Consider the following 13,256-nt stretch of genomic DNA (forward strand, 5'->3'; position numbering starts at 1 on the left):
AAAGGCCGCATCAGGGAATTGATGGAAAAAAACCAATCGAAATGATAAATCCGTTACCGAAATAAGTAACTTTTACACTTCCGACGGAGGAGGAATCTCCACAAGTAACTCTACAAAGTTTGGCTTTTATTTCTATGCGGAATATTGTCGCGGAGATTCCTCCTCCGTCGGAAGGACATACTAGACGCATAGCTAAGCTACACGAATAAATAATCCAAAAAATCTAAATCAGGATTTATCGTTTTTATAAGCGTTATTTTCTTCTCTCTTCTCCATCCTTTAATTTCTTTTTCTCTGGCAATCGCTTCCTGAATCCAATTGAACTTTTCGTAATAAAGTAAAAATTCAACATTATATTTTGAGGCAAAAGTTTGATTATCAATTATAATATTTTCCTTGTGCTGACTTAAGCGAACTTTTAAATTATTGGTAACTCCAGTGTATAGAACTGTTTTAGCTTTATTGGTAATAATATAAATATAATAACTGTGAAATCCATCTTGTAAGTGCATATAATAAATAATAACAATTCTGCTAAAAATAAAGAAAAATCTGTAAATAGATTGTCAAAAATCTTTGTATTTTTAATTTCTAATTTTCCCAGATATGAAAATACATCATTTGCGAAATGCCACTTTGGTGATTGAGACAGAAGAGCATGTTATTCTGATCGATCCCATGTTAGGAAAACGAAAAACAATTGCACCTTTTACTATTTTTCGCTACAAGCCGAAACGAAATCCTCTTGTGGCGCTGCCAAAAAACAGCCGGGAAATTTTAAGTCGTGTAACGCATTGTTTAATTACACATTTACACCCTGATCATATTGATAAAGCGGGTGAAGTTTATTTAAGACGAAAAAGCATTCCTGTAATTTGCAGCGAAAAAGACGAAAAAAAGTTACAGCAAAGAGGCCTTAACATCATTCAAACCCTTAATTATTGGGATCCGAAGCCTTTTTTAAACGGAAAAATTATTGGAATCCCAGCTCGTCATGGTTACGGATTTATTGCCAAATTAATGGGAGATGTAATGGGTTTTTACATTGAATTGCCAAATGAGAAATCGGTTTACATTAGTTCTGACACCATTTTTACAGACGATGTACAAAAGGCTTTAATTGAACTAAAACCAGATATTGCAACTGTGGCGTGCGGAACAGCCAGATTAGATTTTGGACAGCCTTTATTAATGCGAATGGAAGATATTTTAAGATTTACGGCTCTTGCTCCCGGAAAAGTTTTTGCAAACCATCTGGAAGCTTTAAATCACTGCCCAACAACTCGCGAGCAATTACGTAAAGCTTTGACCGAAAACCATTTATTATCTAAAGTTGCTATTCCGAGTGACGGAACGAGTGTCGATTATTAGTTTACAAAACCAATAATCCAAATTCTCTTAAAGTATTAACAGGCTTTGAATACCAAAACAATTCAAAATCTTCTAGAGAAGTTTCGAAATCATTTTTTACTTCCTGAAAAGTATAGTTTTTAGCATTTGAAATGGAGATTTTACTTAAAATTTCAGTCAGCCATTCTCCTTCGTCTTTACTGGTTTGGATTGTAAAACTTTGCTTTTTATCATGAAAAGTTAAAGTCATCATTTCCCAGCTTCTTCCTTTTTTTGATTTTGTAAAAATTTCTGCCGAAGGTTTTCCGCCAAGCCAAACTACTTTTGCATTTGGTTTTGTATTGAAATCATTCTGCTCTTCAAGTGCATTAAAAATAAAATAGGGATGAATTTTCGTTTTCGGTATTTTAAAATCAAACCAATCTTGCAATTCGTAATCAAAACAGATTCCATGCATGAAATTAAAAAGCGATTTCTTTAATCCAAAACTGAACTTATCGTGATTGATTCCCGTTGAATCCGTATATTCAATATCGTTATTGGCAAAAGTTCCAATCGTTTCTGTTTTTTTGGTTACGCCAAATTGTTCCGGGTATAATCCAACCGGACTATGAGCGGTCAAAGCAAACTGATGCCAAAACCCTGATTGTAAAATTCCGGCTTCAAACAACTGCCGAACCATTTCGAGACTATCAATTGTTTCCTGAATAGTCTGTGTTGGATATCCGTACATTAAATACGCATGAACCATAATTCCGGCTTCGGTAAAATTGCGGGTTACTTTTGCAACTTGTTCTACTGTTACGCCTTTGTCAATTAATTTCAACAATCTGTCCGAAGCAACTTCTAAACCACCAGAAACGGCAATACAGCCTGAGGCTTTTAATAATAAACACAAATCTTTTGAAAAGCTTTTTTCGAAACGAATGTTAGTCCACCACGTAACAGCTAGTTTTCTTTTTAAAATTTCAAGAGCCAAAGCACGCATTAAAGCCGGCGGTGCAGCTTCATCAACAAAATGAAACCCATTTTGACCTGTTTGCAGCATCAATTCTTCCATTCGGTCACAAAGTAAACTTGCAGCAACAGGTTCGTAAACTTTTATATAATCTAATGAAATATCGCAGAAAGTACATTTTCCCCAATAACAGCCGTGTGCCATTGTGAGTTTATTCCAGCGTCCGTCGCTCCACATTCTGTGCATTGGATTTACGATTTCGATTACCGAAATATATTTATCCAAAGGCAGATCTGAATAATCAGGAGTTCCTACATAAGCTTGTTTGTAATCGTGCTTTAAAGAATTATTTTTATAGACTACTTCTCCGTTTTCTAATAAAAATGTCCTTTTATAAGAATTGGAATTTGGATTTTCTAAATTGAAAATTAATTCTTCTATTGGAACTTCACCATCATCTAAAGTAATGAAATCGAAAAATTCGAAAACACGTTTATCCGAAAGCGAACGCAATTCGGTATTTGGGAAACCGCCCCCCATTGAAATTTTAATTTCGGGATGATTTTGTTTTACCCATTGTGCACATCGAAATGCGCTGTATAAATTCCCCGGAAAAGGAACCGAAATCAAGAAAAACGTGGGTGCTACAGCTTCGATTTTTTCTTTTAAAATCGAAATTAAAATCGAATCAATATAAGTTGGTTCTTGCTGTAAGGCTTCATACAATTCATCAAAAGAATTGGCGCTTCGGCCCAAACGTTCGGCATATCGGCTAAAACCAAAATTCTCATCGACACATTCCACAATAAAATCCGAAATATCTTCGAGATACAAAGTAGCCAAATGTTTGGCTTTATCCTGTGTTCCCATTGTACCAAAAGCCCAATCGAGTTCTTCAAGCTGTGCAAAACGAGAAGCTTCGGGCAGAAAATCTTCCTGACAAATCTGCAAAGCCAAAGTTGGATTTTTTCCTTGCAAAAACTGAATTACAGCATCAATCGTTTTGATGTATTCATCCTGCAAAGCAAAAATACGTCTTGAGTTATCAGAAACATCAGAACCTGAAACTTCAAACCTAAAACTTGAAACTTCAAACAAATCTAAAAGACCTTTCTTCGAAAACAATTCTAAAATAACATCAATACCCAAATCTGCCTGAACCGATTCGATGTTTTTAGTATTCAGAAAACCTTTTATATACGCCGTTGCCGGATACGGGGTATTCAGTTGTGTAAATGGAGGCGTAATTACAAAAAGTTTTGTTTTCAAGTCGGCTTTATTTTTTTGCAAAAATACGAGATATTTAGAGACTTTTACTGTAAAGATTCAGCTTAAAGCTTTAACTTTTTTTTTAAATTCCCTGAATGCAAAAAAAATGAAGAAATCATCAACCTCGATATTGGACAGCATACATAAATTAAGCCTAATTTCTATTTCGTCTGCAAAACCATCCAGCTTGATATTTCTTCTAAAGCTATAGGAGAAAATGTCTGCTCAATTGTATCATATTCCATAGGAGAACCTGTTTTACATTCTTGAAACAAATGATTTAAACCAGGAATCTCTTTTATGGTTACATTTTTATTTGCTGCTTTGATCAAAGCATTTTTTATCGTTTCTAAATTAACAGCTGCCGGAACTTGCAAATCTTTACTGCCATTAAGAGCTAAAACAGGGCATTTTACTTTTGCCAAAGCTATTGCGGGATCAAGTCTTAAAAAATTGTACCACCATACATTTGTAATTTGATCTACAAATGATTTTGCAGTTTTATCATCAAACTGTGACTGAGCGTAGTGACTTAAATTATTTTTTAACTCTTCATTGTTTGCAGAAGAAGCCAAAATAATTTCATAACCTCCTTTAAAAATTTCCTGACCTTTTTGAATGTCATTTTCAGGAACACCAAATTGTCTTTCAAGCACTTCTTTTTGAAGTAACAACAATTTATCCCCACGAAGACCCGGCGCGGCTAATAAAACGATAAAGTCAATGTCTTTTGAATTTGCTGCAATAATTGGAGCGATTACTCCTCCCTCACTGTGGCCTATTAATCCTATTTTGGTTTTATTAATTTCTTTTCTTGTTTTTAAATAGTCAACTCCTGCCTGAACATCTCTCGCAAGATCTATTGTTGATGCTTTTGTATAATCACCAGTAGATTCGCCCGCACCACGATCATCAAAACGTAAAACAGCGATTCCTTTTTTAGTCAAATAATCAGACAAAACTAGAAATGGTTTATGTCTTAGTATTTCTTCATCTCTATTTTGTTTACCGCTTCCGGTAATTAGAACTACAGCCGGAAAATTACCTTCTTTTTTAGGTAAAGACAAAGTTCCTGCTAAAGTTACATGATCTGTTTTATTTTCAAACTTTACGTCCTCAGTGTAATACGGAAAAGGTTTTTGAGGTTCTTGAGGCCTTGCATAGACCTGTTTTTGAATTACTTCTTTTGATAAATTCATCTCGAAAGATTGCCCGCCCTGCGTAAAAGTACCTACAATAATATTGTCTTTATTTAATGTTCCCAGATAAGAAATTTGGGCACTTGGCATTTCTAATTTTAAAACTGAGTTCTCAAAAGCCGCTTTCTCTAAAGGAATCCCGGTTACTTTCTGGTCAGGACTATCCATTGTTGCCTTATAGCCATTTTCTGTTGGAGTCACATTAAACGATATTCTTAATTGAGTGCCCTGAACTTTTAAAGCGCCATTCCATTTTCCTGAAATCTCTTGTCCCATCACTAAAAAAGAGCTTAAAACTGTTATTAAAATGAGTATTATTTTTGTCATTTGTTTTGAATGATTGTGTAATTAAATTAATTTGATTTACGATCCCTCTTTTGTATTTGTTTGAATTTTATAAAAGAATAAGCTACGGGAATTAAAGCTAAAGCTACAGTGATAAAAACAAATACTTTACCAAATACATTGTTTAAAACCAAGCCTCCCAGCACTAGAACGAACCCTCCAATAACCCAAATTTTGCCTGCAAATACATGAGTAGCTTTCCATACTTCAATATTTTCCAGTGTCCATGGCGTACGTATTCCTATAAAATAATTAGGCTGAATTACTTTAAAATAATTTCCAAAAATTATCAATAAAACGCCCAACAATGCGAAGACTAGATTAGGATTATTTACAGATCGTTCTTTGGTTGTATAAACAATTAATAAGGCAACTACAGACATGAACAGCACCAAAAAAAACTTAAGTTGATAGAATTTTCCTCCCATTAAAGAAATTCTGTTTTTAGGATCTATTTTCGGAATAAATGTCATCAAAACGTACATTAAAACAGGCAATAGAAACAACATCAAAATAAGCGAAAACTTGTCGCCCCAATTATCAATTTCTCCTTTATAATTCCAATGTATTGGAACACGCTGAGGAAGGCTGTCCCAAATAATAGCTAAATACACAAAAGGTGTTAAAACAATTCCAATTATTGGAAGCTCTTTTTTCAGTTCTAAATTCATTTTTATTTTTTAAAGGTTAGTATCCATTGTAAAACATCTTCCATTATGGTGGTATTGATGGAGTAAATGATGAATTGCCCATTTTTTTCAGAAGTAATTAAATCGGCGCGTTTCAAAATATCCAAATGATGCGAAATACTCGGTTTTGAAATATTAAAAGCATCAGCAATTTCTCCGGCAGACAAATCTTTCTCTTTTAAAAGTTCAAGAATTTCTCTTCGGGTTGCGTCGTTTAATGCTTTAAAGATATCATTCATCATTTATATATTTAGACAAATATCTAAATACTTTTTAAACTAGCAAAAAAAAGCAGTAATTTTTTACATTACTGCTTTTTCATATTTTTAAAATGATCTTTAAAATTTATGTTCCTCTTTACTTATCACTAAAAATGAAATTAAGGATATAAAGGCTGCAATTGTTAAATACAAGCCTACATAACTAACACTATAAGTAGAGGCTAACCAAATGGCAATCATAGGAGCAAAAGCCGCTCCAAGAATTCCTGCCATATTAAAAGTTAAGGATGCTCCGGAATAACGAACGTTTGTTGGAAACAACTCTGACAAAAAGGTTCCTAAAGGTCCATAAGTGAATCCCATTAAAGACATTCCGATACAAGCAAAAATGGTAACCAAAACAATGTTTCCAGTACTTAAAAAATAAGAAAAGAAAAATCCGAAAACTGCAATAGCCGCTGTAGCGATAATAAGCATTTTACGGCGTCCTATTTTATCTGCCACTACAGCCGAAACCGGAATAAAAGCAGCAAAAAACAATACCGAAAATAATTGTATTAACAATCCGTCTCGTTTCACGATCCCTAAATCTGAAGTTGCCCAGCTTAACGTAAAAACAGTCATTAAATAGAAAACCAAAAAAGTTGTAATAGCAGCAAACGTTCCAAAAATCAACTGGTTTTTATATGATTTTACCAATTCTAAAAAAGGAACTTTAACTTCTTCCTGTTCTTTTTTAGAATTTTCGAAAGAAGGCGTCTCGGTGATTTTTGTTCGGATATAAAAACCTACTATTACCAATAATGAACTGGCAATAAACGGAATTCTCCATCCATAATCCATAAAAGCTTCATTGCTCATAGAATCGGTTAACAATAGAAAAGTTCCTCCAGAAAGTAACAAGCCTATTGGAGCGCCCAATTGCGGAAACATTCCGTACCAGGCACGTTTATTTGGCGGTGCATTTTCTATAGCCAGTAAAACAGCTCCTCCCCACTCGCCTCCTAAACCTACGCCTTGTCCAAATCGACAAAGCATTAACAATAAAGGAGCCGCAACACCAATACTGGCGTAACTTGGTAAAAAGCCAATAGTAACAGTCGAAATACCCATCGTTAATAAAGCAGCGACTAAAGTAAATTTACGCCCAATTTTATCCCCATAATGTCCAAAAAAAGCAGAACCTAAAGGACGCGATAAAAAGGCTATTGAAAAAGTGGCTAAAGATTCCAGAGTAGCCATAGTCGAATCGGAACTCGGAAAAAATAATTGAGGAAAAACCAATACGGCTGCATTGGCATAAATATAAAAGTCAAAAAATTCAATTGTAGTTCCAATTAAAGAACCAAAAAGAACATGTTTTAAGGAGTTCTTTTTTTTCGGGTTATTTTCCATGTAAAATAGATATATCTTTTTTTGATTACAAAAATATAGTTTCGCTATTAATATTTCACATTTAGATTCATTAGTTTCAAAACAACACTGCATTTTTAACAAATTTGATGTGTTTTATATTTTAAAAATCATCAAATCGCTTAAAATTAAAAACCTGATTATAGGCCGTTTAAAATAAAAAATAAAAATCAAATCATAAGCAATAGTTAAAACCGTTTTTAACTGTATATTTTCATTAAATTTACAGCTGTCAAAAATAAATTTAAAATTATGCCTACCGACTGTATCAGCTATCAAACCTCTGGATATTTCTCTAAATTGATACAAGATTATTTAGATCAAAAATCAGAATTAAAGCCGCTGTACAACAATTTCCCAACATTGGAAAACTTCGAAAAGCAGATTGCCGAAAAAGCAGCCAACTTTGATAACCGTAACCGAATTCCTTTGACCGCCACTTTAAAGAAACAATATCAAAGCATCGAAATCTCGGATTCAACCAAACAAAACATTGAGCTTTTAGCACTCGAAAATACGTTTACCGTTACAACGGGCCATCAGTTAAATTTATTTAGCGGGCCTTTGTATTTCTTATATAAAATCATTTCGACCATTAATCTTACTAAGGAATTAAAATCGAAATATCCATCAAACAATTTTGTCCCGGTTTATTGGATGGCGACAGAAGATCATGATTTTGAAGAAATCAATTATTTTAATTTTAAAGGAAAAAAATTCAGATGGAACAAAGAAAGTAACGGTCCCGTTGGCCGGCTTTCAACCGAAGGTTTAGCTGAGTTTTTTGAGATTTATTCTTTAGAATTAGGTTCAAGTACCAATGCCAATACTTTAAAAAAGCTTTTTGAAGACGCTTATTTAAAACACGATAATCTGGCCGATGCAACCCGATTTTTAGCCAACAGTTTATTTGCTAATCATGGTTTAGTTATTATAGATGCTGACGATGCCGATTTAAAACGTGCTTTTGTTCCGTATGCAAAAGAAGAACTGGAAAAACAGACTTCATACAAAGCCGTTCAGGAAACGATTGAACAATTAAAAGAATATACCGTTCAGGTAAATCCGCGTGAGATTAATTTATTTTATATTGAAGATAATCTGCGCGAAAGAATCATTTTTGAAGAAGATAAATACTTCGTAAACAACACGAAAATCTCATTTTCTAAAGAACAAATTTTATCTGAATTAGAAAATCATCCTGAAAAATTCAGCCCAAACGTTATTATGCGTCCGCTTTATCAGGAAATTATTCTTCCGAATCTATGCTATATTGGCGGAGGCGGAGAAATTGCTTATTGGTTGGAATTAAAATCTTTTTTTGATGCTGTAAAAATTACTTTTCCAATGATTTTGGTTCGTAACTCTGTTCTCCTGGCAACCGAAAAACAAGCTAAAAAAGCAGATCAGTTACAATTAAGCTGGAAAGACCTTTTTACCAAACAAGAAAATTTAGTAAACGCGATTACACATAAAATTTCTGCATTTCCAATTGATTTAACGCCTCAAAAAGAAATATTGAAAACCCAATTTCAATATCTTTACGAATTAGCCAATCAAACGGATAAATCTTTTTCCGGAGCCGTAAAAGCACAAGAAGTAAAACAGACAAAAGGTCTTGAAAATTTAGAAAAACGTTTATTAAAAGCGCAAAAAAGAAAACTGAGCGATCAATTGCAGCGCGTAACAGATTTACAATGCGAACTATTCCCAAATAATAGTTTACAAGAACGCCAAAGCAATTTTTCAGAATTTTATCTGGAAAAAGGAGAGCAGTTAGTACCGCTTTTATTGCAAAAATTAAAACCTCTAGAAATGAATTTTAACATTATAACAATTTAAAAAAGTTCGCCATGAATTCACGAATTTTTATTTAATGAATTCCTGGCTAAAAAAAATAAAAGTAATAATTCAAGAGAACCAAATAACCACCTATCTTCTCAAAATTATTATTTCAAACCAAATAGCGATTTTTAAAATTATTAACTAACCAATTTACCCAAAACCAATGGTAAAAGAACGCTTAATTTCGCTAGATGTCTTTCGTGGACTAACAATTTTATTAATGACTATCGTAAACAACCCCGGAGACTGGGGCCATGTTTATCCGCCATTATTACACGCCGAATGGCACGGCTGCACCCCAACCGATTTAGTATTTCCGTTTTTCATTTTCATAATGGGAGTTGCTGTTCCGCTTGCCATGCCGTATAAATTTTACGACGGTACTACATTCAACAAAATTTTAGTTCGTTCTCTGCGAATGCTTTGTTTGGGTATTTTCTTCAATTTTTTTGGAAAAATCCAGTTATTCGGGCTTGAAGGAATTCCGCTTCTTATAGGCCGACTTGTCATTACTATTGCAGTAGGTTATGCTTTAATGGGAACTTTCAGTTCAAAAGTCAAAAACGTTTTAGCCTTTTCAATTCTGTTTATTTATCTGTTTCTGGCTTACAGCGGTATCGAAGCCTATAGCGACGTAAGACTTCCGGGAGTACTGCAGCGAATTGCAATTGTCTATTTTGTTGTTTCTCTTTTATATTTAAAAACATCACAAAGAACTCAAATCATAACCGGAATTGTTTTATTATTGAGTTATTGGGCCATTATGACTTTAATTCCCGTTCCAGGAATTGGTGAAGCTAATCTTGACAAAGGGACCAATTTAGCTTCCTGGCTGGACAGCGTTTTACTAAAAGGACACATGTACCGCGGCACCGTAACCTGGGATCCTGAAGGCATTTTAAGCACTATTCCGTCAATTGTAAACGGAATTATTGGTTTACTAATTGGACAAGTTTTACAAGCAGATACAATAAAGATTCAAAAAGCGCAAAGAATGGGTATCATTGGTACGATATTGATCTTTTTTGGCTTAATTTGGGATATTGTATTTCCTATCAACAAATCACTTTGGACAAGCAGCTATGTTTTATACACAACAGGATTAGCAACTGTATTTCTTACTATTTTATATTACACCATTGATATTGCCAATTATAAAAAAGGATTTAAACCATTTTTAATCTGGGGTGTAAACCCAATGATCGTTTTCTTTACCTCGCAGATAATTCCGCAGGCTTTAGTTATGATTCAGTTTAAAAACCCGCATAATCCTGAAGAACAAATTAATCTTTTAAGCTATTTGTACAACTTTGGTATTGCACCATTTTTCAGCAATCCAATGACTGCATCGCTTGCCGGAGCATTGGTTTACGTGTGTATCTGGACGTTTATTTTATGGATATTCTATAGAAACAAATTAATATTCAAAGTTTAAATTTATTAACCATATATGTAGAGACGCACAGCAGTGCGTCTTTTTTTTATTAAATATTTATTTTGTGTTAGATGCACAGCAGTGCATCTCTACATATATGGTTTAAAAAAACTTTTCTTGACAAAACATCATTCTACTATGTTTTAATTACGAATTAATTAAAATCAATTCACAAAAAAAGTCTACTTTTGCACAAAATTTAATAAAATATAAAATGGCAACAAATAGAACTTTTACAATGATTAAGCCAGATGCTGTTGCAAACGGACACATCGGGAATATCTTAGCAATGATCACTAATGGTGGTTTCAAAATCGTTTCATTAAAATTAACTCAATTAACTGTAGCTGATGCTAAAGCATTTTACGCAGTTCACGCAGAAAGACCTTTCTACGGAGAATTAGTTGAATTCATGTCACGCGGACCAATTGTTGCTGCAATTTTAGAAAAAGACAACGCAGTAGAAGATTTCAGAACTTTAATTGGAGCTACAAATCCAGCTGAAGCTGCTGAAGGAACTATTCGTAAAGCATACGCAACTTCTATTGGAGAAAATGCAGTTCACGGATCTGACAGCGACGAAAATGCCGCTATCGAAGGTGCATTTCACTTTGCTGGAAGAGAGCAGTTTTAATTTATGATTTTAGAGTTCAGATTTTAGATTGCTGAACTATACCCATAAAACAAAAAAAAAAATCCATTTCACTTGAAATGGATTTTTTTTATACCGTAAAATCTAAAATCTAAAATCTAAAATCTAAAATCTAAAATCTAAAATCTAAAATCTAAAATCTAAAATCTAAAATCAACGAAGCACTACATCCGTCACTACTTCGCGTCTCAGTTCTTCATTAATCATTTTAACAATTTTCGATTTTCCGTGACTTAATTCTTCCCTTAAAACCGCCGAACCCAGCTCTACATACAACGTACTTCCCTTCAATATAACATTTTTGGTATACGTGTTTACTCCATTCCCCATCAACTGCCTCCAGGCTTCTTTTACATCAATCTGATCCATTCCGGCACCTAGCTTATTCACCTGGATAATCTGTTGCAAAACATCCCCAATCGTACTTTGATTATTTAGTCTTTTTGCCATCGTTTAAAATATTTATTGGTCCTGCTTTTTTATAATGATATTCTTTATTCTGATCGTTTTTTACCACAAACTCGTCATCCGAAATTGAAATCAATTCCTCAGTCCATTTTGCATAATCTGTATTGTAATCTAGAAAAGTTCCTTTATCAGTAAATCGAACCGAAACATTTTCAAAAGTATCAGTCGTTAAAAAAGTTCCATCCAGCTGTGCCATAACTTTTGTACGCGTTCCTTTGGTTCCTTTAATTTTAAAAAAATCAAAATTCTCGTTCATACCGTACGCCTTCTCCTCACCTTTATCAAAAACCACTTTTTCAATTTCCCAATAACCATTTAGTTTTGCAATATCTGCCGGTTTTATTTCCTGTTTACAGCTTACAAGCAAAAGCGATAAAACCAAAATCATAAAAGTGTTTTTCATAGTAATTTATAATATTAATAAGGAGCTCATCCTGCTGTCCGCTATATCTTTTATGCCGAACACCGGCATAAAAGGATGCCGCTCCCATCAGGGCTAGGACTTCCGTTTTCAAAAAGAAATTTAGTGAATTACAAAGGTAACCTTATAAAATTCAAAAGAAATATTTATCTCTTAATTTTTAAAAGATTCCCATTCAAAAAAAAATACTCAAAAAAAAAAAAAAAAAAACTTATCCTGATTATAATTAAACTTATTGAGACCATTCTATATTTTAATTTAAAACAACTTTGCACCAAAATACGAGGATCTTTTTTTACCACATAAACACCTAATTTCAAACGTCCTAATGTCTAAATGACAACCAAAAATGAAAAATATATTAATATTACTTCTTGGTTCAATACTAATATTTTCTAATTGCAGTAAAGCAAAACAAACGAAACAGCAAAAAACAAGTCAATCAATTCCAATCACGATTGACACTGTTTCTATAGCAAAAGATTCTACAGATAATCAAATTATAGAGATTTCACCCATAAAAATTTCATCAATCAGAATATCAGAAAATCAATACTCAGACCATAAAGATATTCGATTTACTTACAAAAATTTAGGAAAAAAAAGTATCAAGGCAATTAAATTTGAGTGGTATTGTGTAAACTCATTTGAAGAACCTGCCGCTAATGGAAGAAATTTTTATGCAGAAGGAAGATTTACCCTAAACGTAGTAGCCTTAATAAAATCCGGTCATAGCAAAACAGAATACTGGGAAGATTTCTCTACAGATGCAGACAAAGTTGTTAAAATAAGAGCCTATTATATTGTTTATACCGATGGTTCAAAATGGAGAACAAGCGAAGAAGATCAAATCCGCTTATAATTAGAAAGCCGTAATGTTAATACGGCCTTATTACAACTTTGATAATTTCTAAGTGTACTCAAATACAGCAAATAAATTACTGTTTCGTACGCAGTCTTTTAAGAACTCCCATAAAGAAGAAACCTATCC

General features: G+C 33.4%; 13 protein-coding genes. 5 read left to right on the top strand and 8 right to left on the bottom strand.

Translation table 11 applies throughout. The features are described 5' to 3' along the window. Positions 1-197: 197 nt before the first annotated feature. Positions 198-512 carry a GIY-YIG nuclease family protein gene (locus AC1RRQ_RS22505; RefSeq protein WP_493025251.1) on the bottom strand — a complete coding sequence of 105 codons (315 nt, stop codon included), beginning with the start codon at positions 510-512 and terminating at the stop codon, positions 198-200. A gap of 94 nt (positions 513-606) precedes the next feature. Between AC1RRQ_RS22505 and AC1RRQ_RS22510 the strand changes: the two genes are divergently transcribed. Further along, complete coding sequence (locus AC1RRQ_RS22510; protein ID WP_493025252.1) at positions 607-1,371, top strand: MBL fold metallo-hydrolase; 765 nt, start codon at positions 607-609, stop codon at positions 1,369-1,371. A 1-nt stretch (position 1,372) separates the two neighbouring features. Here AC1RRQ_RS22510 and AC1RRQ_RS22515 read toward each other — a convergent pair whose 3' ends face one another. The 5 genes from AC1RRQ_RS22515 to AC1RRQ_RS22535 all read right to left on the bottom strand — a co-directional run bounded on the left by AC1RRQ_RS22515 (position 1,373) and on the right by AC1RRQ_RS22535 (position 7,426). Then, a complete protein-coding gene (locus tag AC1RRQ_RS22515) occupies positions 1,373-3,577 on the bottom strand; it encodes a B12-binding domain-containing radical SAM protein (protein WP_493025253.1) in 2,205 nt (734 codons plus the stop codon). Positions 3,578-3,738: 161 nt separating this feature from the next. Further along, positions 3,739-5,103 (bottom strand): alpha/beta hydrolase family protein, encoded by a 1,365-nt coding sequence (locus tag AC1RRQ_RS22520; protein WP_493025255.1) that lies wholly within the window; start codon positions 5,101-5,103, stop codon positions 3,739-3,741. 26 nt (positions 5,104-5,129) lie between these two features. After that, positions 5,130-5,792, bottom strand: coding sequence for an SdpI family protein (locus tag AC1RRQ_RS22525; protein WP_493025257.1), 663 nt, complete (start codon positions 5,790-5,792; stop codon positions 5,130-5,132). A gap of 2 nt (positions 5,793-5,794) precedes the next feature. Further along, a complete protein-coding gene (locus AC1RRQ_RS22530; protein ID WP_026984867.1) occupies positions 5,795-6,049 on the bottom strand; it encodes an autorepressor SdpR family transcription factor in 255 nt (84 codons plus the stop codon). A gap of 99 nt (positions 6,050-6,148) precedes the next feature. After that, a complete protein-coding gene (locus AC1RRQ_RS22535) occupies positions 6,149-7,426 on the bottom strand; it encodes an MFS transporter (RefSeq protein WP_493025258.1) in 1,278 nt (425 codons plus the stop codon). Positions 7,427-7,696: 270 nt separating this feature from the next. On the opposite strand from AC1RRQ_RS22535, the gene bshC reads away from it, so the two are divergent. The 3 genes from bshC to AC1RRQ_RS22550 all read left to right on the top strand — a co-directional run bounded on the left by bshC (position 7,697) and on the right by AC1RRQ_RS22550 (position 11,358). Next, entirely contained in the window at positions 7,697-9,286 is a 1,590-nt protein-coding gene (bshC, locus tag AC1RRQ_RS22540) for a bacillithiol biosynthesis cysteine-adding enzyme BshC (RefSeq protein ID WP_493025260.1), read from the top strand. Positions 9,287-9,452: 166 nt separating this feature from the next. Then, positions 9,453-10,724 (top strand): acyltransferase family protein, encoded by a 1,272-nt coding sequence (locus AC1RRQ_RS22545; RefSeq protein ID WP_493025261.1) that lies wholly within the window; start codon positions 9,453-9,455, stop codon positions 10,722-10,724. Positions 10,725-10,938: 214 nt separating this feature from the next. Further along, positions 10,939-11,358, top strand: a complete 420-nt coding sequence (locus tag AC1RRQ_RS22550; RefSeq protein WP_031456090.1) for a nucleoside-diphosphate kinase — start codon at positions 10,939-10,941, stop codon at positions 11,356-11,358. 171 nt (positions 11,359-11,529) lie between these two features. Here AC1RRQ_RS22550 and AC1RRQ_RS22555 read toward each other — a convergent pair whose 3' ends face one another. Continuing rightward, on the bottom strand, positions 11,530-11,826 hold the full coding sequence (locus AC1RRQ_RS22555; protein WP_493025263.1) for a DciA family protein: 297 nt from the start codon (positions 11,824-11,826) through the stop codon (positions 11,530-11,532). Next, on the bottom strand, positions 11,807-12,247 hold the full coding sequence (locus AC1RRQ_RS22560) for a hypothetical protein (protein WP_493025264.1): 441 nt from the start codon (positions 12,245-12,247) through the stop codon (positions 11,807-11,809). Before AC1RRQ_RS22560 ends, AC1RRQ_RS22555 begins: the two co-directional genes overlap by 20 nt. A gap of 367 nt (positions 12,248-12,614) precedes the next feature. Between AC1RRQ_RS22560 and AC1RRQ_RS22565 the strand changes: the two genes are divergently transcribed. Continuing rightward, complete coding sequence (locus tag AC1RRQ_RS22565; RefSeq protein ID WP_493025265.1) at positions 12,615-13,127, top strand: hypothetical protein; 513 nt, start codon at positions 12,615-12,617, stop codon at positions 13,125-13,127. Positions 13,128-13,256: the final 129 nt, after the last annotated feature.

The organism is Flavobacterium sp. GW821-FHT12A05 (assembly GCF_058807735.1).

Excerpts from the sequence above, each read along its gene's own strand:
- AC1RRQ_RS22545 (WP_493025261.1), top strand. The coding sequence starts at position 9,453 with ATGGTAAAAGAACGCTTAATTTCGCTAGATGTCTTTCGTGGACTAACA.
- AC1RRQ_RS22560 (WP_493025264.1), bottom strand. The coding sequence starts at position 12,247 with ATGAAAAACACTTTTATGATTTTGGTTTTATCGCTTTTGCTTGTAAGC.
- AC1RRQ_RS22505 (WP_493025251.1), bottom strand. The coding sequence starts at position 512 with ATGCACTTACAAGATGGATTTCACAGTTATTATATTTATATTATTACC.
- AC1RRQ_RS22520 (WP_493025255.1), bottom strand. The coding sequence starts at position 5,103 with ATGACAAAAATAATACTCATTTTAATAACAGTTTTAAGCTCTTTTTTA.
- AC1RRQ_RS22565 (WP_493025265.1), top strand. The coding sequence starts at position 12,615 with ATGAAAAATATATTAATATTACTTCTTGGTTCAATACTAATATTTTCT.
- bshC (WP_493025260.1), top strand. The coding sequence starts at position 7,697 with ATGCCTACCGACTGTATCAGCTATCAAACCTCTGGATATTTCTCTAAA.
- AC1RRQ_RS22525 (WP_493025257.1), bottom strand. The coding sequence starts at position 5,792 with ATGAATTTAGAACTGAAAAAAGAGCTTCCAATAATTGGAATTGTTTTA.
- AC1RRQ_RS22535 (WP_493025258.1), bottom strand. The coding sequence starts at position 7,426 with ATGGAAAATAACCCGAAAAAAAAGAACTCCTTAAAACATGTTCTTTTT.
- AC1RRQ_RS22510 (WP_493025252.1), top strand. The coding sequence starts at position 607 with ATGAAAATACATCATTTGCGAAATGCCACTTTGGTGATTGAGACAGAA.
- AC1RRQ_RS22530 (WP_026984867.1), bottom strand. The coding sequence starts at position 6,049 with ATGAATGATATCTTTAAAGCATTAAACGACGCAACCCGAAGAGAAATT.
- AC1RRQ_RS22555 (WP_493025263.1), bottom strand. The coding sequence starts at position 11,826 with ATGGCAAAAAGACTAAATAATCAAAGTACGATTGGGGATGTTTTGCAA.
- AC1RRQ_RS22550 (WP_031456090.1), top strand. The coding sequence starts at position 10,939 with ATGGCAACAAATAGAACTTTTACAATGATTAAGCCAGATGCTGTTGCA.